The 23,446-nt window shown below is 43.8% G+C and carries 15 protein-coding genes; 9 read left to right on the forward strand and 6 right to left on the reverse strand.

Annotated elements, in window-relative coordinates; genetic code table 11:
* Positions 1 to 44: 44 nt before the first annotated feature.
* On the forward strand, positions 45 to 1,112 hold the full coding sequence (locus tag HDC92_RS07420; RefSeq protein WP_183873427.1) for a sensor histidine kinase: 1,068 nt from the start codon (positions 45 to 47) through the stop codon (positions 1,110 to 1,112).
* An 84-nt stretch (positions 1,113 to 1,196) separates the two neighbouring features.
* Here HDC92_RS07420 and HDC92_RS07425 read toward each other — a convergent pair whose 3' ends face one another.
* The 5 genes from HDC92_RS07425 to HDC92_RS07445 all read right to left on the reverse strand — a co-directional run bounded on the left by HDC92_RS07425 (position 1,197) and on the right by HDC92_RS07445 (position 7,643).
* Entirely contained in the window at positions 1,197 to 2,882 is a 1,686-nt protein-coding gene (locus tag HDC92_RS07425) for a sodium:solute symporter family transporter (protein WP_183873429.1), read from the reverse strand.
* 65 nt (positions 2,883 to 2,947) lie between these two features.
* A complete protein-coding gene (gene araA / locus HDC92_RS07430; RefSeq protein WP_183873431.1) occupies positions 2,948 to 4,438 on the reverse strand; it encodes an L-arabinose isomerase in 1,491 nt (496 codons plus the stop codon).
* A gap of 21 nt (positions 4,439 to 4,459) precedes the next feature.
* A complete protein-coding gene (locus tag HDC92_RS07435) occupies positions 4,460 to 5,158 on the reverse strand; it encodes an L-ribulose-5-phosphate 4-epimerase (RefSeq protein ID WP_183873433.1) in 699 nt (232 codons plus the stop codon).
* Between the two features lie 12 nt (positions 5,159 to 5,170).
* Positions 5,171 to 6,844 carry a ribulokinase gene (locus HDC92_RS07440; RefSeq protein ID WP_183873435.1) on the reverse strand — a complete coding sequence of 558 codons (1,674 nt, stop codon included), beginning with the start codon at positions 6,842 to 6,844 and terminating at the stop codon, positions 5,171 to 5,173.
* Positions 6,845 to 6,932: 88 nt separating this feature from the next.
* A complete protein-coding gene (locus HDC92_RS07445) occupies positions 6,933 to 7,643 on the reverse strand; it encodes an NUDIX hydrolase (RefSeq protein WP_015808540.1) in 711 nt (236 codons plus the stop codon).
* Between the two features lie 118 nt (positions 7,644 to 7,761).
* On the opposite strand from HDC92_RS07445, the gene HDC92_RS07450 reads away from it, so the two are divergent.
* From HDC92_RS07450 to HDC92_RS07460, 3 genes are all read left to right on the forward strand, one after another.
* On the forward strand, positions 7,762 to 8,934 hold the full coding sequence (locus HDC92_RS07450; protein ID WP_015808539.1) for a galactose-1-epimerase: 1,173 nt from the start codon (positions 7,762 to 7,764) through the stop codon (positions 8,932 to 8,934).
* A gap of 140 nt (positions 8,935 to 9,074) precedes the next feature.
* The gene (locus HDC92_RS07455) at positions 9,075 to 13,142 is read left to right on the forward strand and encodes a hybrid sensor histidine kinase/response regulator transcription factor (protein ID WP_183873437.1); all 4,068 of its coding nucleotides are present in this window, start codon (positions 9,075 to 9,077) and stop codon (positions 13,140 to 13,142) included.
* Positions 13,143 to 13,393: 251 nt separating this feature from the next.
* Positions 13,394 to 13,972, forward strand: a complete 579-nt coding sequence (locus tag HDC92_RS07460) for an RNA polymerase sigma-70 factor (RefSeq protein ID WP_183873439.1) — start codon at positions 13,394 to 13,396, stop codon at positions 13,970 to 13,972.
* 24 nt (positions 13,973 to 13,996) lie between these two features.
* On the opposite strand, the gene HDC92_RS07465 is transcribed toward HDC92_RS07460, so the two are convergent.
* Positions 13,997 to 14,590, reverse strand: a complete 594-nt coding sequence (locus HDC92_RS07465) for an RNA polymerase sigma factor (RefSeq protein ID WP_183873441.1) — start codon at positions 14,588 to 14,590, stop codon at positions 13,997 to 13,999.
* Positions 14,591 to 14,744: 154 nt separating this feature from the next.
* On the opposite strand from HDC92_RS07465, the gene HDC92_RS07470 reads away from it, so the two are divergent.
* The 5 genes from HDC92_RS07470 to HDC92_RS07490 all read left to right on the forward strand — a co-directional run bounded on the left by HDC92_RS07470 (position 14,745) and on the right by HDC92_RS07490 (position 23,443).
* A complete protein-coding gene (locus HDC92_RS07470) occupies positions 14,745 to 15,887 on the forward strand; it encodes a FecR family protein (protein ID WP_183873443.1) in 1,143 nt (380 codons plus the stop codon).
* A gap of 273 nt (positions 15,888 to 16,160) precedes the next feature.
* Complete coding sequence (locus HDC92_RS07475) at positions 16,161 to 19,514, forward strand: TonB-dependent receptor (RefSeq protein WP_183873445.1); 3,354 nt, start codon at positions 16,161 to 16,163, stop codon at positions 19,512 to 19,514.
* A gap of 18 nt (positions 19,515 to 19,532) precedes the next feature.
* Positions 19,533 to 21,185 carry a RagB/SusD family nutrient uptake outer membrane protein gene (locus tag HDC92_RS07480; RefSeq protein ID WP_183873447.1) on the forward strand — a complete coding sequence of 551 codons (1,653 nt, stop codon included), beginning with the start codon at positions 19,533 to 19,535 and terminating at the stop codon, positions 21,183 to 21,185.
* 102 nt (positions 21,186 to 21,287) lie between these two features.
* Positions 21,288 to 22,343: a DUF6528 family protein gene (locus HDC92_RS07485; RefSeq protein ID WP_183873449.1), complete on the forward strand. Its 1,056-nt coding sequence runs from the start codon at positions 21,288 to 21,290 to the stop codon at positions 22,341 to 22,343.
* An 11-nt stretch (positions 22,344 to 22,354) separates the two neighbouring features.
* Positions 22,355 to 23,443: a DUF6528 family protein gene (locus HDC92_RS07490; protein ID WP_183873451.1), complete on the forward strand. Its 1,089-nt coding sequence runs from the start codon at positions 22,355 to 22,357 to the stop codon at positions 23,441 to 23,443.
* The last annotated feature ends 3 nt before the right edge of the window (positions 23,444 to 23,446 follow it).

The raw sequence follows: 23,446 nt of genomic DNA on the forward strand, positions 1-23,446 counted from the left end.
GCAGCTTTCAACTAGACATTTATCAACAGTTAAAGAAGAATCTTATGACAAATTTTGAGGATGAAATTACCCTGAATAACATACATTTTGCGTACCAACTGGAGGCCGGGAGATTTACTTTTGTATCAGATCAAATACTACGATCGTTTAATCTATCTTTTGATGATTTTTCAACAGAGGGGATTTTGCAGCAGATTTATCCAGAAGATTTAATTAAAATTAAGGAAAGTTACTTCCGTCTTTTGAAAGATGAATTCTCTGGTGTGGTTAAATTTAAATTGGGCAAGGAGGATGCTCAGCGATGGTATTCAGTTACGCCGTTTTTATCAGATACAAAGAAAAAAGGGAAGATCATTTTTGGTAGCTTTTATGAAATAACTGCTGAGGTGGACAATGTCACTTCCATAGCCAAATATGCCAATAAGAAGAATTCGATATTGCATATGCTTGCCCATGATTTAAGAGGACCTTTAAATATTGCGCGATCACTGGTTATATCTCTGGATCGTGAAATTACAGATGCTAATGTTTTAGAGCGTACCAGGTATATATCTACAATTATTGAGCAATCAATAAGCCTGATTACTGACCTGGTTTCCAGGGAGTTTTTAGATACACTTGAGGCATCACTGGTTAGAAGAAATATTGATGTGGTGTTAAAGCTGAGGGAATATCTTGAGGAATGTCGTTTGTCATCGCAAACAGCAGCACGAAATTTCTCTCTCCTTTCTGATCAAAAGCAGCTTTTTGCAGATTTAGATGAGGCCAAATTTATGCAGATTATGAATAACTTTGTTTCCAATTCCCTTAAGTTTACCCAGGCAGGAGGAAGCATAATTGTGAAAGTGGAGGACCATGGAGATACGTTCAGATTGATTTTTCAAGATGATGGCATTGGGATTCCTAAACATTTGTTGCCTAAAGTATTTGATAAATTTACCACTGCCAGCCGTCCTGGCCTGGAAGGAGAGCCCACTATTGGCCTGGGCCTATCCATAGTAAAAATAATTGTGCAGTGGCATGATGGTCGGATCTGGTGCGAAAGCGAGGAGGGGAAAGGCACTTCTTTTTTCATAGAATTCCCTAAAAAATCGGCTAAAACGATTGTTTAATTTTGTAGTTGCAAAATAACTTTTAATCAGCCAGCCCGGTATTAAAAATCCGTAAATAGTGGCGCTATTTACGGATTTTTTTCATTACCAGAATTTCACATACAGTGCCCCAATGATCAGCAGTGTCACTACAATCAGTGCCATAGTAGAAGGTGCAACTTTAAACATGCTTTTGTCCAGTTCAAAAGCTTTAGGGTTTATTTTTGGCCCGGCCATACTCATTCCGATCATGATCAGCATGGTGAAGGCAAAGGACAGCCCCATACAGATGTGGAAAGGAATCTCATAAGCACCAGAACCGTTCGGATAAGCTGTATACAACCAGGTTTCATTACCCATTAACCTTGGGGCCATTTCGTTAAAGAAAACAGAAAGTAAAAAGCCTGCCAGTACACCTGCAACTGCAGCGGCACCAGTAGTCCTTTTCCAGAACATACCCAGTATAAACATGGCAAACACACCCGGACTAATAAAACCTGTATATTTTTGGATAAAGGTAAAACCCCCTTCGCCACCTATACCTAAAAGGTCGTTCCAGGTAAAAAGTACGGCCAGGATCATACCTACAAATACCGTTGTCCTGCCTACTAGAACCAGGTTTTTTTCTTCTGTACCCTTTTTAAAATACCTGGAATAGATATCTAAAGTAAAAATGGTAGAAATACTGTTTACCTTGCCAGCCAGCGAGGCTACAATGGCAGCAGTAAGTGCAGCTACCGACAATCCTTTCAAACCCGTTGGCAAAAAGGTAAGCACTGCCGAGTAAGCCCCGTCCTTACCACCTATAAGCTGTGGCAAATGTCCGCCTTTGTACAATACATAAGCAGCAATTCCAGGCAGCATTACAATTAAAGGCATCAGGAGTTTTAAGAAACCTGCAAATAAAATACCGGTTCTTGCCGTTTGCAGATCGGCACCCAAAGCCCTTTGTGTGATGTACTGGTTACAACCCCAGTAGTTCAGGTTAATGATCCAGATACCGGCAACGTAAGAGGCCAGACCGGGAAAGGTAAGGTACTTGCTGATCTCATTCTGCGTAGATTCGGCAGTAGGTTTAGGAATGATCATTTTAAAATGTTCAGGGGCATGCTCCATCAGCACATTAAAACCGGCTATCGCATTGGCACCTACTCCAAATTTTTCACCCACAACCGTTAAGGCAATATAAGTGGTTACCAGCCCTCCAAATATCAGTACAGCAACCTGGATCACATCCGTATAGGCCACTACCTTCATGCCACCCAATGAAATGATGAGGGCAAAAACAGCCAGGCCAATCATAATTACGTGCAGGTAATCACCACCGGTTAGTCCGTTAATGGCTACTGCACCAAGGTAAAGTATAGAGGTGAGGTTCACAAACACATACAGGAACAGCCAGAATATAGCCATAATCAATGCAACAGATTCATTGTATCTTGTTTTCAGAAACTGGGGCATGGTGTAGATCTTGTTTTTAAGGTACACCGGTATAAACCATACGGCCACAATGATCAGGGCAATGGCCGCAATCCATTCGTAAGCGGCAACGGCAATACCCAGAAAGAAACCTTCGCCACTCATGCCAATAAACTGTTCGGCAGAAATGTTGGAAGCAATAAGGGAGGCACCAATGGCCCACCAGGTTAATGTACCCTCTGCCAGAAAAAAGGCTTTTGCATCATGCTCGTTCTTTTTACGCTGATGGTAGATGTAATATCCATAGCCGGCAACGACTAAAAAATAGATGATGAAAACTACATAGTCTGTAGTTACTAAACTATTGTTCATAGTGTTTCTTTGGTTAGTGAAATATAATGCGCCGGCAAAATAAATTTTATCCGGCGCATTGTTGATTATTTATAAAAGGTTTCGTTCCAGTGCAGCTCGTTCCTGAACTGGTTTATCCTGGTATCTGCCCCGATATTTACATATTCAATACCTGCAATATTAGCAAAATCCAGCAAATGTGCAGGGCTCAGGTTCTGGCTATAGGCGGTATGGTGTGCGCCGCCTGCATAAATCCATGCTGCACAGCCGGTTTTCATATCTGGCAGGGGTTTCCATAAAACCTGCGCAACCGGAAGGTTTGGCAACTCATGTTCAGGCTCCAGTGCTTCAACCTCATTTACCAGCAGGCGGAAACGGTTACCCATATCAACAATACTTGCATTGAGTGCATGGCCCCCGGCCACGTTAAAAATAAGTCTTGCCGGGTCCGCTTTACCACCTATACCTAGCGGATGTACCTCAAGCCTTGCCTTTCCATTGGCCAGTGCAGCATCCACTTCCAGCATGTGCGAGCCCAGCACCATAGCGTTGGCCGGATCAAAATGATAAGTATAATCTTCCATAAAAGCACTGGTGCCCGGTAGTCCGGCGCCCATTACCTTACAGGCCCTTACCAGTGCTGCAGTTTTCCAGTCACCTTCTCCCGCAAAGCCATAGCCTGCTGCCATTAAGCGCTGTGCGGCAATACCTGGCAACTGTACCATGCCATGCAAATCTTCAAATGTATCACTAAAGCCTTTAAAATTCCCGTCTTCCAGGAATTTCTTCAGGCCAAGTTCTATTTTTGCTGCCTGATATACCGAATCATGCCTTTCCCCGCCACGCAACAGATCGGCCGTCATGGTATATGTGGCTTCATACTCTGTAAGTAATTCCTGTATGGCTGCTTCCGGGATGCTGTCAATTACCGCTACCAGGTCGCCAATGCCGTAAGTGTTCACCTCAAAACCAAATTTAAGTTCGGCCTCTACCTTATCACCATCCGTTACGGCTACATAACGCATATTGTCGCCAAAACGCACAAACCTGGCGCCCTGCCAGTCATGCCAGCCTGCAGCGGCACGCGTCCAGGTGTCAATTTCTTTAATCGCTTCTTCATCCTGCCAGTGCCCCACCACTACCTTGCGGTCTTTGCGCATCCGGGTTACCATAAAGCCAAATTCACGATCGCCGTGTGCACTCTGGTTCAGGTTCATGAAGTCCATATCTATAGTAGCCCATGGAATATCACGGTTAAACTGTGTATGCAGGTGCAGCAGAGGTTTCTGAAGGATATTTAATCCCCTGATCCACATTTTGGCCGGAGAAAAGGTATGCATCCAGGTCATTACGCCAATGCAGTTTTTACTCTGGTTGGCTTGCTGCAGGGTGTCAAAAATCTCCTGGGGGGTTTTTACAATAGGTTTATATACTATGCTCACATGTATAGCTGCTGCGGCATCAAGTGATGCAGCAACCTGCTGTGCATGTTTGGCTACCTGTTTTAAGGTCTCTTCTCCATATAGGTCCTGGGTTCCGGTAATAAACCATACTTCCAGATTTTTTAAGTTGATCATTATTGAATGTTTTAAATTGATTTATTGTCCGTAATATGCATCAGTACCATGTTTTCTGTCATAGTGCTTTTTGATCAGTGCTTCTTTTAATTTGGGTACGTCTTTTCTGATCTGCTCTGTAAGCAGGGCCATTCTGCCTACTTCTTCCAGCACAGCGCTATTGTAAACTGCCTTCCCGGCCGTTTTACCCCAGGTAAATGGCGCATGGTTGCCTACAAGTACCATTTCTACTTCTTTATAGCTCAGGCCGGCTGCTTTAAAATGGTTCATGATCTGGAAACCGGTCTCATACTCATAGTTTCCTTCAATCCTGTCATCCTGCATAGGGGGGGCACATGGAATATCTACGGTAAGGTGATCGGCATGTGTGGTTCCATAAATGGGGATGGCACGCTGCGATTGAGCCCAGGCTGTTCCATATGTAGAATGGGTATGTACAATGCCCCCAATTTCTTCCCAGTGTTTGTAAAGAACGGCATGGGTCAGGGTATCTGATGAAGGCCGTAAGTTGCCTTCAACCGTATGGCCTTCAAAATCAACGATCACCATTTTTTCCGGACTTAATTCCTCATAAGCAACCCCGCTTGGCTTAATGGCAAAAACACCTTTGGCTCTGTCGGCCGCACTTGCATTACCAAAAGTGAACAGCACCAGTCCCAGTTTGGGCAGCTGCATGTTTGCCAGGTAAGCTTTTTCTTTGATATCCTGATAAATACTCATTGTTGTATATTTTTAACTGTTTTCTTCAATAAATCCGCCCAGTGCTTTATACTTTAAAAAGCGGGCTTCATAATAAGCCACATTTTCCTGCTCAGGGATGTATTCCTTATCAAAACCACTGCCCATGCCTTTCATTGCAGTTTCAACAGTAGGGTACAGGCCGGCCACAACGGCGGCAAACATGGCCGCACCCAATGCGCAGGTATGTTCAAACTGGTGTATGCGGATCGGCATGTTCAGTACATTGGCCATGGTCTGCATCACAAAAGGCGATTTTTTAGCTACACCGCCTATGCCGATAATCCCTTTTACCGGGATACCCTCTTCAATAAAGCGGTCCACAATATTTTTTGCACCAAAACAGGTGGCTTCCACCAGGGCCCTGAATACCCTTGGGGCATCACTGCCCAGGTCGAGGTTGGCAATGGCACCTTTCAGTTCCTGGTTGGCATCTGGTGTCCTTCTTCCGTTCAGCCAGTCTACCGCCAGTTCATCGTCATCGTTTTTAGGCAGCAGGGCAGCCTGTTTGCTCAGCTCCGGAATCAGCTTATCCAGTAATTCCTGCTCCAAAGCTGCTGCAGTGGCCGCATCTATGATGGAAGATTGTCTCAACAGGTTTTTAACCGGCCAGGAAAGGAGTTCTTTAAACCAGGCATAAGTATCGCCAAAGGCCGATTGTCCGGCTTCAAGGCCCAGCATACCAGGTATAACCGAACCATTTACCTGCCCGCAAATTCCCTTAATCAATTTGCCTTCTATGTCTGCCACAGGTACCGCCAGAATATCGCAGGTAGAAGTGCCCATTACCTTGCTCAGGTGGTAAGGTTCTATTTCACCGCCTACTGCACCCATATGGGCATCAAAAGCACCTACACCAATAACCACATCAGCATTTAGCCCTAAGCGGGCAGCCCATTCCGCACTTATCGTACCTGCACTTTCATCCGAAGTATAAGTTTCTTTATACAAACGATCTGTAAAACCGTTCAGTAAAGGGTCAAGTTCAGTAAAGAACCCGTTTGGGGGCAGGCCACCAAATTCTTCTGCCCATAAGGCTTTATGCCCGGCCGCACAGCGGCTTCGTTTCATTGCCGATACCTCGGTTCCGCCTGTAAGCAAAAAAGGTACCCAGTCGCAATGCTCTACCCAGGAATAACAGGCCCCTTTTACAGCCTCATCTGCACGTAAAATGTGCAGTAGCTTCGCCCAAAACCATTCCGAGGAATAAATACCCCCGCAATATTTTAAATAATTGGTCTCGTATTTAGCTGCATGTTTGTTGAGCTGCATGGCTTCTTTTACCGAAGTATGGTCTTTCCACAATACAAACATGGCATTGGGGTTTTCTTCAAATTCAGGTAATAAAGCAAGGGGCTGGCCTGCGGCATTTACAGCAACAGGAGAAGAACCAGTGGTATCTACAGCTATGGCTTTTATAGCCCCGGCAATGCTAGTTCCCCCGGCTTTTTGGATGCAGTCTTTTATGCTCTGTTCCAGGCCTTCAATATAATCCAGTGGATGTTGCCTGAACATATTTTTTGCAGGATTGCAATATAAACCCTTTTGCCAGCGGGGGTAGTAAAATACTGATGAAGCCAGTTCTGCTCCATTTTTTGCATCGATGATGACAGACCGTACAGAATCCGATCCGTAGTCAACCCCTATCACGTATTGATCTTTGCTCATATTTAGTTAAATAAACGTCTAATTAACATTTATTTTTTTTATTAAAAGAATTTATTTTAATAATCCTTTATTTTGAGCTAAAAGGTTACTATACAGCTATTAGTTTATCGGGTTTTGGAATGAAGTTTAAGAAGGCCTGGAAGTTGGCCTGATATTTTTTCTTGTCCAGTTTAAAATAGAAAGCCCCTTTTTTGGAACCGGATTTATCTTTCTCGGCAAGTTTAATGAGCAGTTTGGTGGCTGTCAGCTTCCTGATGAAGTTCCTGTTGTCAATCTGGGTATTGTACACGTCTTCATACAGGTTCTGCAATTGTGGAATGGTAAATTTTTTGGGCAGCAACTCAAAAAGGATAGGGTGCAGGGCAGCTTTATACCTTATTTTCTTTTTGGCCGTTTCTACCATTTCATTGTGGTCAAAAATCAATGGTGGTGCATCTTTTAACAGAAACCATTCTGCATGGTACTGATCGTTCAGCTGTGCTTCATATTTATGGATGTCTATCAGTGCAAAATAAGTTACAGAAAGCGTCCTTTCTATCGGGTCCCTTAAAGGGTTTCCGTAAGCCTGAATTTGTTCCAGGTAAACACCGTTCAGTCCTGTAAGCTGGGTCAGTACCCTGTTGGCTGCATCATCCAGACTCTCTTCCGGAGTCACAAAGCCACCCATTAAACTCCATTTATCCTTTTCGGGCTCAAATCCTCTTTTAATCAGCAGGATTTTTAAATGTTCCCCGTCAAAGCCAAATACAATACAGTCAACAGCAATTAAAAACCGGCTTTGATCAGTGTATCTTTTCATCTCATTATAATTATTCTACTGCGGTAAAGATATCATATTCAATAATATCAAGGGTGGTTTTGACATTTAATATTCTTTTTCTACATTAGTCAAAAGATCAAATATAAAACACACCAAAATGAACAAGACATTCAAGTCAATTTTTTTTAGTCTGTTAGCCGTAGGGGCCTTAAGCAGCTGTAACAGTCCGTCGACAACCAAGTCGGTATCAACCGATAGTACTGTGGTTTCGGCCGTCCACCATCCGGATTCAGCCGCATTTAAAGCTAACCTTAACGGGCAAGAGGTAACTTTATATACTTTAAAAAATAAAAACGGGGCCGAGGCCAGTATAACCAATTATGGTGGCAGGGTGGTTTCTTTATGGGTACCCAATAATAAAGGTGGTTTTACAGATGTGGTTTTGGGTTATGACAGCCTTAAATCTTACCAGAAAAAGGGGGAACCATTTTTTGGTGCACTGATTGGCCGTTATGGAAACCGCATCGGAAAAGGAAAGTTTACTTTAGACGGCAGGGTTTATCAGTTGCAGCTGAATGATGGTGTAAATACACTTCATGGTGGTTTTGACGGTTTCTTCGGTAAAGTATGGGAGGCAAAAAAAGTAAACGGACAAACACTGGAACTGGCCTATTTATCTAAGGATGGAGAAGCAGGTTACCCGGGTAACTTAACGGTTAAGGTAACTTATGAATTGACCGATGACAATGAACTTAAGATAAGTTATCATGCTACAACAGATAAAAATACAGTAGTAAACTTAACCAACCATGCCTATTTTAATCTGAATGGGGCAGGAGACCCAACTATTACAGATCATTTGCTGACCATTAGTGCTGATGGCTTTACACCTGTTGATTCAACACTGATCCCTACCGGAAAAATTGAGAAAGTGTCCGGTACCCCATTCGATTTTAACAAATCAACTGCTATCGGGGCCAGAATTAACGACAGCAACGAGCAACTGAAATATGGAAAGGGCTACGACCATAATTTTGTATTGAAAAAAGCAGCGGGGCTGCAAAAAGTGGCTACCGTTAGCAGTACCAAAACAGGCATCACTATGGATATACTTACTGAAGAACCAGGGTTGCAGTTTTACAGCGGTAACTTTTTAACAGGCGAAGAACACGATGGTAAAGGTCAGGTAAGTTACCCGCACCGTTCAGCCTTTTGCCTGGAAACCCAGCATTTTCCTGATTCTCCTAACCAGGCCGCATTCCCTTCAACAGTGTTAAAACCCGGACAGGAATATAAAACAGTAACCATTTATAAGTTTACTGTTCAATAATAGTTTAGGCGGTTGTCCTATGTTTAAAACGACCGTATAAAAGAGCCTGTATCATCACGATACAGGCTCTTTTTGTAAATGTAAAATAGCGAATATGAAAGTAAAAAGCTATTTTTACGCTTAACCAAACACACGCCTGCATGCCTTCGTCATTTGTTTTAAATAAAGTATTACTACTGATTGTCCTGCTGCTGGGATATGAAGTGGCAGGTGCGCAGGAAAATAAAATGAACTTCAACCACCTTACGGTCGAAAACGGGCTTTCTCAAAGCAGTGTATTGTCCATAGCACAGGATAGCATGGGCTTTATGTGGTTTGGTACCAAAGACGGATTAAATAAATACAATACCCGAAATTTTGAGATCTATAAACGTGAAAAAGGAAACAATACCTCTTTAAGCAGCGGACAGAACATCAATTTCCTGCTTACAGACAAAAAGGGCAACCTTTGGGTGGGTACACAAAAGGGACTGAACAGGTACATACCTGCAACGAATTCCTTTAAACGCTATTTATATGATGCAAAAAATAAGCACAGCATCAGCAACAATACCATCAGAACCATATGCGAAGACAATAAAGGAAATATCTGGATAGGTACCGACAGCGGCTTAAATAAGCTGATTGGCCAGGATAAGTTCCAGCGCTTTATGCCTGCTAAAGGTGGAATAGCCCATCACCTGATCAAAACGATATGTCAGGACCATCAGGGTGTTTTCTGGATAGGTACCTTACAAGGCCTTACCAGCATGTACATCCAGAATGGAAAGTATCATTTTAAATCCTATTTTCATAAAAATGGCGATCCCGAAAGTTTAATAGAGAACGATATCAACATTATTTATGAAGACCCCCGGCACAACCTTTGGATAGGTACCCATAACAATGGTCTCGAACTTTTTAACCGTACCACTGGGACATTTAAACATTTTATGTCCAGAAAAGGACAACCCAACGGCATTAGCAGCAATGTGATCCGCAAAATTAAAACAGCTCAGGATGGGCGCTTATGGATCTCAACTTTAAACGGCATCAATATTCTCGACCTGGATACCTACGAGTTTACTGTCCTTAACCACAATCCTGACGATCCCAATAGCCTGAACCAGAATTCAATTTACGATATCTTGATGGATGCCACGGGTTCTATCTGGGCAGGTACCTATTATGGTGGGGTCAATTTTTACCATGCCAATTCAACACCTTTCAGATCCTATAAATCCACACAGGGTAAAAATGGCATCAGCAGTAACGTGGTCAGCTCCATTGTAGAAGATAAGTACCACAACCTATGGATTGGTACTGAAGCCGAAGGGCTGAACTATTACGACAGGAGCACCGGTACATTTACCAGTTTTAAACACGATGTAGAAAATCCCAATTCCTTAAGCTCTAACCTGGTTAAGGCCATTTCAATTGATCAGCATGGCAAAGTATGGATCGGGACTTATGAAGGGGGGCTGGACCAATACCTGCCCGAATCAAAAACCTTTAAGCATTATACCAGCAACAATAACCCCAAGGCTTTAAACTCTAACCGTATTGTTTGTTTGCTGCACGATAGCAGAAACCGTTTATGGGTGGGTACCAGGGCTCAGGGTATTTTTATTTACAACGAAAAGGAAAGTAGTTTTAAGCCCTTTAACAGCCTGGCCAATCACCACGACCTGAAGTTTATCCGTTATTTTTTTGAAGATTCAAAAAAGAACGTCTGGATTGCCACCAATTCTGGGACCTATATTTTTGATCCGAGCACTGATAAGGTAAGGGCATTTACCATTAACGACAACAGCTCAAAATTTGACGACATCAACCTGATCCAGGAAGACAGTAAAGGGTTCATCTGGCTGGGAAGCTATGATGCCGGACTGATCCGCTATAACCCTTTTCAAAACAAGACTACTTTTTTTACCACAAAAAACGGTCTGCCCAGCAATGTGATCCTTGGGATACTGGAAGATGAAGAGGGTGATTTATGGATCAGTACCGCCGATGGTCTGGCCAAATTTGATAAAAAGACCTTTAAAACATTTACCATACAGGATGGCCTTCCGGGCAATGTGTTTAACTACAATTCTTTCTTTAAAGACAGTAAAGGAGAGTTCTATTTTGGAGGCTACAATGGTCTGGTCAGCTTTTTCCCCAATCAGATCAAAGAAAACAGAAAAGTGCCCAAAGTTATTTTTACCCGGCTAAGGCTCTTTAATAAAATAGTAGCCATAGGCGATGAAAGTAAGCTGCTGAACCGTAACATCAGCATGACGAAGGAAATCTCCTTTTCGTATGCCCAGAATATTTTTAGTGTAGAATTTGCTGTACTTAATTACATCAAATCAGAAAAGAATAAGTATGCCTACAAACTGGAAGGGCTGGATAAGGAGTGGAACTATGTTACCGCCCCGTCAGCAACCTTTACCAACCTGCCTGCAGGAACGTATAAACTGCTCATTAAAGGCGCCAATAACGATGGGGTGTGGACCAAACAGCCTGAGCAGCTGATCATTCACATCCTGCCGCCATTCTGGAAAACATGGTGGGCCTATCTGATCTATGCCCTCTGCTTCTCTGCCATCCTGTTCCTGGTGTTCCGCTTTTTATGGATCAGGGCCCTGCTGCGCAAAGAGCACGAAATTTACCAGATGAAAATGGATTTCTTTACCAATGTTTCACACGAGATCCGTACACCTTTAACGCTTATCGTAGGGCCTTTGGAACGGTTGATCAACGATACCAAAGAATCGCCAGGTCTGAACAGGCGACTGCTGACCGTTAAGAAGAATGCCGGGAGGCTAACCCGTCTGGTAAATGAGCTGATGGACTTCAGGAAGGAAGAAGCCGGTAAAATGACCCTCAATGTATCGCCCGAAAATATCGTCGAATTTGCCAAGGAAATTTATTTGTCCTTTCAGTACCTGGCCATAAAACACCATATTGATTACCAGTTCAATTGTGATGAAGATGTTATAGAAGTTTACTTCGATCATGAACAACTGGAAAAAGTATTCTTTAACCTGTTGTCGAACGCATTTAAGTTTACTCCCGATCATGGTGCCATCAGCCTATCGGTAAAAAGGGCCGGAAACGGGTATGTCGAAATCAGTGTGCTCGACAATGGCAAGGGAATACCTGAAGAAAGCAGGGACAAGATATTTACCAATTTTTACCAGGTCAAAGATCCCCTGTCACGTAACAGCGGCACAGGAATCGGCCTTGCGTTATCAAAAAAGATAGCCAGGCTGCACCATGGCGATTTACTGCTGATGCCAAATTTAACTGTGGAAGGCAACAGCCAGACCTGCTTTTGTCTTAAATTAAAAACCGGATACAGCCACTTTAAAAAAGATGAGCTGATCCCCGCTTTTGTAAATGTAGAGAGCCCCGACCTTTACCGATTGCCCCAGGAATTCCCGGCAGCTGATGAGGAGCAGGCAGAAGAGCAGGCCAATTCCGACCGCATTACCGTACTCATTGTAGAAGATAACCGCGAAATCCGCGATTTTATCAGGGCTTCGTTGCGCTCCTTCTACCACATTCTTGAAGCCGAAGATGGAGAGAAAGGTACGCAGCTGGCTTTTGAGAAAATTCCGGATATCATTGTCAGTGATGTCATGATGCCCGTCATGGATGGGCTCGAGCTTTGCCGTGTACTCAAAACAGATGCGCGTACCAGCCATATCCCCATCATCCTGTTAACCGCCCGTTCCGGAAATATCCACGAAGTAAGTGGCCGTAAAACCGGTGCCGAAGCTTACATTACCAAACCCTTCAGCATAGACATTCTGCAGCTCAACATCAATAACCTGCTCGCCCTTCAGGCCAATATGAGAAGGAAATTCAGTCAGCAGATCACTTTACAGCCTTCCAATGTACTTATCGAATCAACCGATGAAGAATTTTTGAACAAGATCATGCGCATCATCGAAGACAATTTCAGTATGGATGATTTTAATGTCAATATCCTGGCCACCGAAGTAGGGATGAGCACACCTATTTTATATAAAAAAATCAAGGCACTTACCGGTCTGACTGTTAATAATTTCATCAAATCCGTACGTTTAAAAAGAGCAGCACAACTGTTAAAACAAAATACTTATACCGTTTATGAAGTGGCCTATATGGTTGGTTTTAGCGACAGCAAGTATTTCAGCAAGGAATTTGTTAAACAGTTCGGAAGAACACCAAGTGATTACAGCCAGGAAGACTATTAGGCCAAAATCGCTGAATAAAAAGCCAATAATTTTGGGAATGCCCTGGCTATATGTAGTATCTTTGATTAGGATGCTAACCAGATATCATATAATTCTAATTGCCGTAAGGGCCATTGATTTCCTTGCGCCGTTTACTACCCGGAACTACAATATGGTACCTTTTGGTAACAGACGACCACGGCATGGAGGTATCTGGTAAATTGCTTGGGAAAATATCAATTAAATGATTAAATTTAACTGAACTATTAACTATGCCTTATCAACAGTTTACCGATGAAGAATTGGCTGGTCTCCTGAAAAGTGGAGATCATGGGGCATTTACTGTTATTTTCGACCGGTTTTTCGGGCTTCTTTTTGTTCATGCCTGCAAAACAATTGCCGATGAGGAAGAGGCCAAAGATATTGTTCAGGAGCTTTTTGAAACCTTATGGACCCGTCGTGAAACCATAGCTTTTGAACATAGCTTATCGGCTTATTTATATGCGGCCATCAGAAACAAAATCATCAACCGGATAGCCCACAGACAGGTTGAAGACAAATACATCAGTTCGCTGCGCGACTTTATTGACCGGGACAATTACCTGGCCGATTACAGGCTAAGGGAAAAAGAGATGAAAAGGATTGTTGAGCAGGAAATCTCTTCTTTACCCACCAAAATGAAAGAGATTTTTGAACTGAGCAGGAGAGATTACCTTTCTTATAAACAAATAGCAGTTAAACTCCAGATTTCCGAACACACGGTTCGTACCCATGTTAAAAAGGCACTCAGAATCCTTAAACCCAAACTAAGCCTGATTACCTATCTGTTTTTTATTCATTATTTGTTTTAAAATAAAGTTATTCTTTTGGCTGCCCTAGCGAACCATATAAGCCAGGAAAATGCCCAGTGGTATCCCCAAATCGCGTTTAACTGCATCTCCAAGAGTTTTCATGCTTTTGATCATGTGTTTTTTAACTGCGCTGCGCGATATGCCCAGTATTTCGGCCGCTTCCTCATAACTTTTGTATTCCTGCCTGCACAGGCGAAATACTTCCCGGCTTTGGGGTGTAAGGGTAGCAAGAATGCTTTGCAGATATTCCATGTAATCTTTGGTCTGCAAATCCTCTTCCAGTGAATCGGGCCGTGTGTAGTTGTTGAGGATTATACTTTTAGCATTTGTATCTATAGCCGCCCGCTTTAAAAAATTGAAAGTATGGTTCCTTGATATGGTAAACAAGTACGATTTAAAAGCCTGCCGGTCTGTTAAAGCTGCTTTATTTTCCCACACTTTGATAAATATTTCCTGGGTAAGATCATCCGTTAGTTGCGCCGATTTCAGGTATTTGTAAATGAAACGGTACACCAGCGAACGGTAATGGTTATACAATCGGGCAAAGGCATTGGCATCGCCGGCAGCGGCTTGCTGCAGCAGTTCTATTTCGTTTTCCAATGCTGTTTTTATCGTCATGCTTGTTGTGGGAGGGCGGGCTAATTTAATTTACGCAATAGATGCAGCAATAATAGGGATTATTCATTAATACAAGATAAAAATATTTTTTATGCAGGGGGTGCCCTTTGGTAGGCTACCGGTTGTCTGGTACAGTATAGGGATAATTTAAATCATGAATCAAAGTATATTTCATAAACAACTGTTAAACCGGTACGTAAACAATACCGCTACTGAAGCCGAACTGGAAGTTATCGATGAGTTGGTCCGTACAGGTGAACTCGATGATATGCTGATGGTCCACATGCTGGAAAACTGGCAGGCTGAAGAAGCTGTGTTTGAAAGTGAAATTACAGTTCCTGAACGCAAAATAAAACTATGGCCACGTATTGTAGCTGTTGCTGCTGCGGCTGTGGCTATCGTATTTGGGATTTGGTTTTACAACACTCACCCGGTATTTAACCATAATGCTGATATCACCGGTAAAAACGATATAGCTCCCGGCAAAATAGGCGCTACGCTGACTTTGGCAAATGGCAGGCGGATCAGGTTATCAAACGTGGGGAACGGAAAACTGGCGAGGGAAGCCGGTGTAACCATTACTAAATCCGGAGATGGGCAGTTGGTTTATGAAATTAAAGGATCGTTAGCTGAACCCGATAAGATGAATACTTTGTCTACAACCAAAGGAGAAACTTATAAGGTGCGTTTGCCCGATGGATCTTTGGTTTATTTAAACGCCGCTTCAAGTTTAACTTACTCTGCTACCTTGAATCAGCATGGGGTACGCAGAGTAAAACTTGAGGGCGAAGGTTATTTTGAAATTTCAAAAGATAAAGCACATCCTTTTGTGGTAGAAAGCAGGGGGCAGGAGGTAGAAGTTTTAGGTACACATTTTAATGTCAATGCCTATGCAGATGAACCAACGATTGCCACTACTTTACTGGAAGGTTCAGTTAAAGTTTCTGCTGAAAATAAAAATCAAATTATAAAACCGGGTGAGCAGGCCGTCAATAATGGAAACTCCATTCAGGTAAGCAAAGCAGATATAGAGAGCGTTATCGACTGGAAAGCCGGTGATTTCTCTATGAACCGTGTGAACTTTAAAACGGTTATGCGGAAAATTGCAAGGTGGTATGATGTTGAAGTTATTTATGCCCCCTTGTTTCCTGAGGATATCGAATCCGGAGGTTGGGTGTCAAGAAATAATAAACTGTCGGTAGTACTTAAGCTTATTGAATCAAGCGGACAGGTGCATTTTAAAGTGGAAGGTAAAAAAATATACGTTTCAGTCAAGGATAAATCATCAGCTCTATAGAACAGAATTAACAGAACCATTCATTATTAAATCTGAAAAAGATGAAAAAACAACTACGACAGGAAAGCTAAGGCTATGAAAAACAAACCAGGAATGCTTGTAACATCCCTGGTCATGTTTGGAACAATTAAAAAATATTAACCGTTTAACCGCAGAAGCCATAACCTTCGAAAGCACAGGCATTTCTGCTTTAACCAAACTCAACAAATGTATAAAAATTATACTAGGAAACTTGGTATACCTAGACCCTTATGCCATAAAATACTGCTAATTATGCGACTAACCACCGTAATATTAATAGCATCCTTAATACAGGTCAGTGCAGCTACTTTTGGTCAGCGCGTTACGTTAAACCAGCGGAACATACCGCTTGAATCTGCATTGAAAGAGATAAGGAGACAAAGTGGATTTGACTTTTATTATGACGGTAAAGCCATTCCAAAAACTCAGAAAGTAGATGTTTCCATTACTAATGTAACAGTTGCTGAAGCATTGAAACATATTTTAAACGGATTGAAACTCAACTATCAGATTGATGGAAAAACGGTTGTCATAAAGACAAACGAACCCTCTTTAATGGACAATGTTGCCAATCTTTTTAATGCTGTTGATATCAGCGGAACTGTGAAGGATGAGAAAGGAAGCCCTATTCCCGGCGTGGTGGTCACCGTTAAAGGGAGCACTGTACGTACTGTTACAGACAATGAGGGCAGATTTAAGTTAAGAGTAAATGATGTGAACGATATCCTGGTCTTTTCTTATATAGGTATGCAAACGCGGGAAGTTAGCGTTGGGGGAAATACGCGACTGGATATCGTATTGAAAGAAAATATCCAGAACCTGAGTGAAACAGTTGTAGTCGGATATGGAACTCAGAAAAGACAAAACCTTACAGGTGCCATCTCTGTGATCGACAGCAAAATGCTGACAAACCGGCCGGTTACCAATGCGATTGCTGCCCTGCAGGGTACTGCGCCGGGTTTAACTGTTACCAGGGGTAGCGGGCAACCTGGAAAGGAAGGATATGGGATACAAATCCGTGGCCTTTCATCGGTAAATGGTAACAGTCCGCTGTACATTATTGATGGGGCACCGGGAACTTTGGCCAACATCAATCCGGATGATATTGAATCTATATCAGTTCTTAAAGACGCGGCAGCTGCCGCAATTTATGGTGCCCGTGCCGCAGCAGGGGTTATCCTGATTACAACAAAGGCCGGTGTCAGCGGTAAAACGAAGATCCAGTACGGGAGCATTATCGGTTTGCAGCGCCCTACCCGGCTACCAGAAAGGCTGCATTCCTGGGAAGAAGCTGAAATGGCCAACCTGTCACAGTCCAATGCAGGGCTTACCTTGCTCTGGACAGATGAGCAGCTGCAATGGATGCGAGATCCAGATATCAATTATAAGATCAATCCAAGCAACCCTTCGGTATGGGATTTTTATTATGACATCGATCCCATCAAAGAGGAGTTGAAGGATATTTCCCCGTCCCAGCAGCATAACCTGTCTCTTTCTGGCGGAACGGAAAAAAACCGCTATTTACTTTCCCTGGCCTATTTTAACCAGGAAGGAATTTTTAAGCACAGTTCTACCGATAAAACCAATCGTTTTAACGCACGTTTTAATTATACTACCCGGTTCAGCAACAAACTGAGTGCGGATATCCGCCTCTCTTATGTTAAAACCCGGGTACTTACGCCTAACCGTGGTACGGATGGCAATAACTCCCTGTTGTATGATATATATCGGTTACGTACACTGTACCCAACCTATCTGCCAGAGAGCGATAATACCAAATATGCTACCATCAGTGGTGACAATGTTGGTGCATTGCTTAGAGAGGGAGGAAACAATATTGCCACCAATCATTTTTTTGAACCTGTTTTTACGCTTAAAGCCGATAGCCTGGTAAAGGGGCTCACACTCCGTGCCATTTATGCACCCAGTCTGCTTACCAACAACAATACAGCCATCAGTCGCACCATTCCATTGTATAACAGGTTGGGAATCAATAATTACATGAATAATCCCAATGCCTATACTGATGCCTACCAGATGCAGTCAACCAATAACGCCCAGTTACTGGCTGATTATGACCTTAAGCTTGGTGACCGTCATACTTTTCATGTATTGGGCGGTACGGCATTTGAAGATTATAATTATCGCCGTACCACAGCCAATGCACGCGCCCTGGTGTCGAATGATCTGTTTACCCTCGGATTGGGCGATCCTGCGCAGGCTACAAATACCCAGGATATCCAGACCTGGGCACTGATGTCCTATTTTGGACGCTTTAATTACAATTTTGACGAGCGCTTTCTTTTTGAATTTAATATGCGATATGACGGAAGTTCAAAACTGGCACCTGAAAACAGATGGCAGCTATTTCCCTCAGTATCGGCCGCCTGGCGTTTGAACAATGAAAACTGGTTCAAAAATGCACTGCCATTTTTTGAGGAGTTCAAGGTCCGTGGATCATGGGGGCAGCTGGGTAACTCAAATGGGGTAATTGGTAATTATGATTATATCGGATTGATTGATAAAGGCCCTGTTTACCCTTTTAACAACCAGATCAACAACTCCCTGTACCAGAATAACCTAGCCTCGCCTGTAAAAACCTGGGAGACCGTAGAAAGCAGCAATGTCGGACTTAACATAGGTATGTTTAAAAACCGTCTGACCTTCTCGGGCGATTATTATACCAAACTGAACAAAAACATGCTGGCGCCTTTACAGGTTTCTTCAACCATAGGGGTAACCCCCTCAACCTATAACATTGCCAAACTAAAAACCTGGGGTTGGGAATTGAGCCTGGGCTGGCAGGAAAGCATTGGTTCAAACCTGCGTTACTGGGTCAACGGTAACCTGGCCGACGACCAGAACAAGATACTGGAGTATAACGGCCAAAGCACTATAGCGAGCGGAATCAATACCATTATAGAGGGCATGCCTTATAATTCGATTTATGGATACAGGGCAAATGGCTATTTTAATACTGCACAGGAAGTCGCTGCATCGGCCTTCCAGAACTCCAGAACAGGTCCCGGAGACATTCGCTATATCGACATCAACGGCGACAATGTCATCTCGGCCGGGCTGGGCCGTGTAAGTGATCATGGCGATCTCGAATACCTTGGAAGTACACAGCCTCGCCTGGTATTCGGACTTAACGGTGGATTTGAATGGAAAGGACTGGATTTCTCCTTCTTCTTTCAGGGGGTAGGAAAACGTGATGTATTGCTGAACTCTCATGTCATTGTTCCTTTCACGGCCAGTTACCGTCAACCCTGGAAGATCCATCAGGATTACTGGACACCCGAAAATACCGATGCCCGTTTCCCAAGGCTGTATGCAAACGATACGCAGAACCTGTCCAATTCCACACATTGGCTGGCCAACAGTGCGTACATCCGCCTTAAAAATCTCCAGGTCGGATATACACTGCCTTCGTCATGGACGCACAAGCTAAAGCTCGAAAAGGTAAGGGTTTATTTTACAGGACAGGATCTATGGGAAAGTACCAAAATGTGGTATCCGTATTACGATCCGGAAAGTCCTTACTCGGCAGATTATATCTATCCTTTTTACCGTACCTACAGTTTTGGTCTGAATGTTAATTTTTAACTCATAATCTGGAAAAAAATGAAATCATTACATAAGAATATACTTTCCTGCTTTCTGGCTTTGGCAGGAATACTTAGCCTGGCCTCCTGCGAAAAGGAACTGGATAAAACGCCGGAATCCCAATTGTCGGATGCCGATTTCTGGAACAATACCGAAGACCTTAAGCTGGCAGCGAATTATTTTTATTCCTATCTTCCGGTCATTCAGGATAACATCAATGCCAACTGGTCTGACGACGGCTTTGCCAATGGCGGAGCGAATGCCATCAGTGATGGTTCACGTACAGTGCCTGCTACTTCGACCGACTGGTCGGATAATTATAAGCTGATCTATAACTGCAATAACCTGCTGGAAAAATCTGTGCGGGTAAAGGGCGACCAGAAACTTATAGACCGTTACCGGGCAGAGGCAAGTTTTTTCAGGGCTTTTGCTTATGCTAACCTGGTTAAGCGCTTTGGGGATGTACCGCTCATTCTTAGAACCTTTGATGTATCGGACACGCTAAACCAGGCACATCGAACCCCACGTCAGGCTGTTGTAGATGTTATTTATACTGATCTGGACTTTGCCGCGACTAATCTGCCCGCTTCTTCTGCTTTGCCGGCGGCCGAATACGGTCGCATCACCTCGGGGGCTGCCCTGTCGCTAAAAGCCCGGGTTGCCTTGCATGAGGGTACGTTAAAAAAGTTTCATGGAAAAGGTGATCCGGCAAAGGATCTTGGGATCGCAGTTACTGCTTCTGAAACTGTAATGAAGTCTGGTCTGTACAGCATCTTTCGCTATGCAGCCAAGCCCGACAGTAGTTTTTATTACCTGTTCCAGCCCGCAAACGAGGCGCCGGTAAACAAAGAAGCCATACTGGTGCGCCTGTACGGAGAAAATCTTGCCAATCCCATTGCTTTTCACAATTTTCCGGCCGAATTGGGCGCAGGCAGTAACACTACGCCTACCAAAGCCCTTATGGATGCTTATCTATATACAGACGGGTTACCACAGGGTAAATCGCCCCTGCAGAAAACCGAGACCACTACACTTACCCAGTTCGAGAACCGCGATCCGCGCATGGGCATGACGGTATTCAATAAAACACATTATTATGTGACCAGCTTTTACCTTCCTACGCTTACTTTTGCGCCTACCGGCTATAAGGTCCGTAAATATTTCAACACTGTCGATTTTATTGCCAAACGGTCATTCGTAGACAATATGACCATCCGCTACGCAGAAATATTGCTGATCTATGCAGAAGCTAAGTTTGAATTGAACGGAAGTATTTCAGACGATGATCTGAACAAGAGTATCAACCTGATCCGCAGCCGTGCAAAAATGCCTGCACTCACCAATGCCTTTGTAACTGCTAATGGTCTCGACATGCGGAACGAGATCCGGCGCGAACGGAGAATTGAGCTTGCAGTGGAAGGCCAGCACCGGTATTGGGACCTGATCCGTTGGAAAACCGCAGAGATCGAACTTCCTAAATTGATCCTCGGCGCCCGTTTTTTTGCGAACGAGTTTGAGAAGGCAACACCCAAGCTGGATGCCCAGGGATACATTATTGTACAGGAAGCAGCCAAACGTAAATTTAATCCGGAGCGGGATTATCTATGGCCCCTGCCAACGCGCGACCTTGGTTTGAACCTGAGCCTTACACAGAACCCACGCTGGCAGTAAAGAATTTTATATAGTTTTTTCAACAATAGCCTAAAGAACTTTTCGGATATCCCATAAGGACAGGCCGAAGAAGAAAAGTATAACCTATTAAAACCAAAAAACATGAAAAAGAATCAAAAAATTATTATCGGCTGGTCGTTGATCTTGCTGATGGGCCTGGGTACTTCCTGCAGCCGCTACGAATCAACAGAGGAAACGCAACGCGAAGCTCCCAAAAGGCAAACTTCTACTGCATCCGGAATTGAAACGGTATCTCCTTACATCTCAGTTGGTAACCTTAACACCGGAAAACTCGAAGTGTATAAGTATTCCTGGCCAGACTGGAATGTAGCGGGGGCAAAGGAGTGGTCGTTCGCTCCAACTACGGCTTTGGGTTTTTCGGCTACCGGCTCTACCTATTTTAATGGGCCAACGGACGCCAAAGTACGTTATAACGCAGCCTTTTCTGGCGCTACTTCGGTAGTGGCAGTTACAGATAACAGCTGGGCCGGCCTGGTAACATGGGAAGGATCCACTGTACGTGGCACAAAGTTATGGGGTAAATACTGGACCGGAACCAGCCCAGGTATACATTCTGGAGAAGTATTGCCCAACGGGAATATGGCCTTGGCAGCAGCAGATGAAAATTGGGTAAGGGTGTACAATACCAGTGTAAGTTCTGGGTCTAATTATGCCCAGTTTGATATTGTGTTTGCACACTCCGTACTTTGGGACACTGCTTACAACCGTCTCTGGGTTAATGGAAAAATTGGTTCAGAGCATGTGGTAACTGCATTGATCGTAGGTGGTACCCGGACGGCACCAACTCTGACAGAAGACTCTACCTACAGGAGCAAATTGCCAGGGTCCTGGGCACATGATCTTTCCCCATATTACGGTGATGTGGATAAACTCTGGGCATCTGATAACCAAGGCGTGTATATTTTTAACAAGGTGACAAAACAATTTGCTCCCGCTCCCGGAGCCAGCAATCGTATCTACGTGAAGGGAATAAGCAATCAAACCGAGGGCGGGGTAATCGTCGAAACCAAGGGCGAAAATACTTACTCTACCACGGTCGACTTTTTTAATCCCACAACTGGTGTCGCAGCAGGTTCAAGAACCCTTACAAATGCAGTATTCTATAAAGGCAAAGTATTTACACGTGCATATCAATAAAGGTGAGTGCTATGAAAAAGTATATAAGCTGTTTTCTGATGGTTGTTCTTTGTATTTTATCCTGCAAGACCGAACCGCTCAATTCACCAGGCGATGCGAAAGAATCAATTGCCTCGAAAGAAAGTATAGCGGCGCTGGAGAGTACAATTAATCCGTTCATCGCCATAGGCAATGCCGAAAACAAAACCCTTGAGGTGTATCACTGGTGGAACACAAACTGGACACCCAGTACAGCTTACTGGGTGTGGACACCGACTACTGCACAGGGCTTTTCCAGTACGGGGATCGCTAACTTTGATGGACCTTACGATCATAAAGTGCGTTACGTGGATGGTTTTCCCGGTAAAGCCACTTCGGCAGTAGGCATTGTAGGACATCGCTGGCTGGGTATTGTGGCCTATGACGGAACCTATGCCCGTGGGCAGAAATTGTGGGGCACCTATTGGTCTGCTGCTCAAGACCCCAGTGTGCATGGTTGTGAACTTTTGCCCAATGGAAATCTGGCAGTGGCTTCTCCCGGCAATACTGCCACAGGATATGGTGCCTGGGTGCGCATCTACGATACTTCAGATGTCAATGTAGGCAATGATTTTGTCAGTGTCAGTCTTCCTTCCGCCCGTGCGGTAAGCTGGGATCCGGATAATAATCTATTATGGACTGCGGGGCGGGATGATAACGATGGTAAATATTATATTATGGCCTTTACTACCGGCACCCGCACCAATCCGCAGCTAATCGAACAAACCAGCCGGAGAACTGAAGCACCCGGACAGTACCCCCATGACATTTCTCCTTATTATGGTGACACAAATAAACTGTGGTATGCCGATCATAGTGGTCTGTATATCTATAACAAAACGACAAAACAGTTTTTACCCGCGACAGGGGCGTCCAATAGAGCACAGTTGAAGGCAGCCGGTAACCAGGATGGGGACGGAGGGTATCTTGTGGAAACTAAGGCCGATCCCATTGGCTGTGGCACCTATTGTACTAAGAAAGTTGAATTTTATAATCCGGTTACCGGTGTATTGGAGTTTACCCGTATAGCCAGTCATGCACAGATTTATCGGGCACGAGTATTTACACGTCCGTATAACTAATTA

It is taken from the genome of Pedobacter sp. AK017, from assembly GCF_014200825.1.
Classification (GTDB): domain Bacteria; phylum Bacteroidota; class Bacteroidia; order Sphingobacteriales; family Sphingobacteriaceae; genus Pedobacter; species Pedobacter heparinus.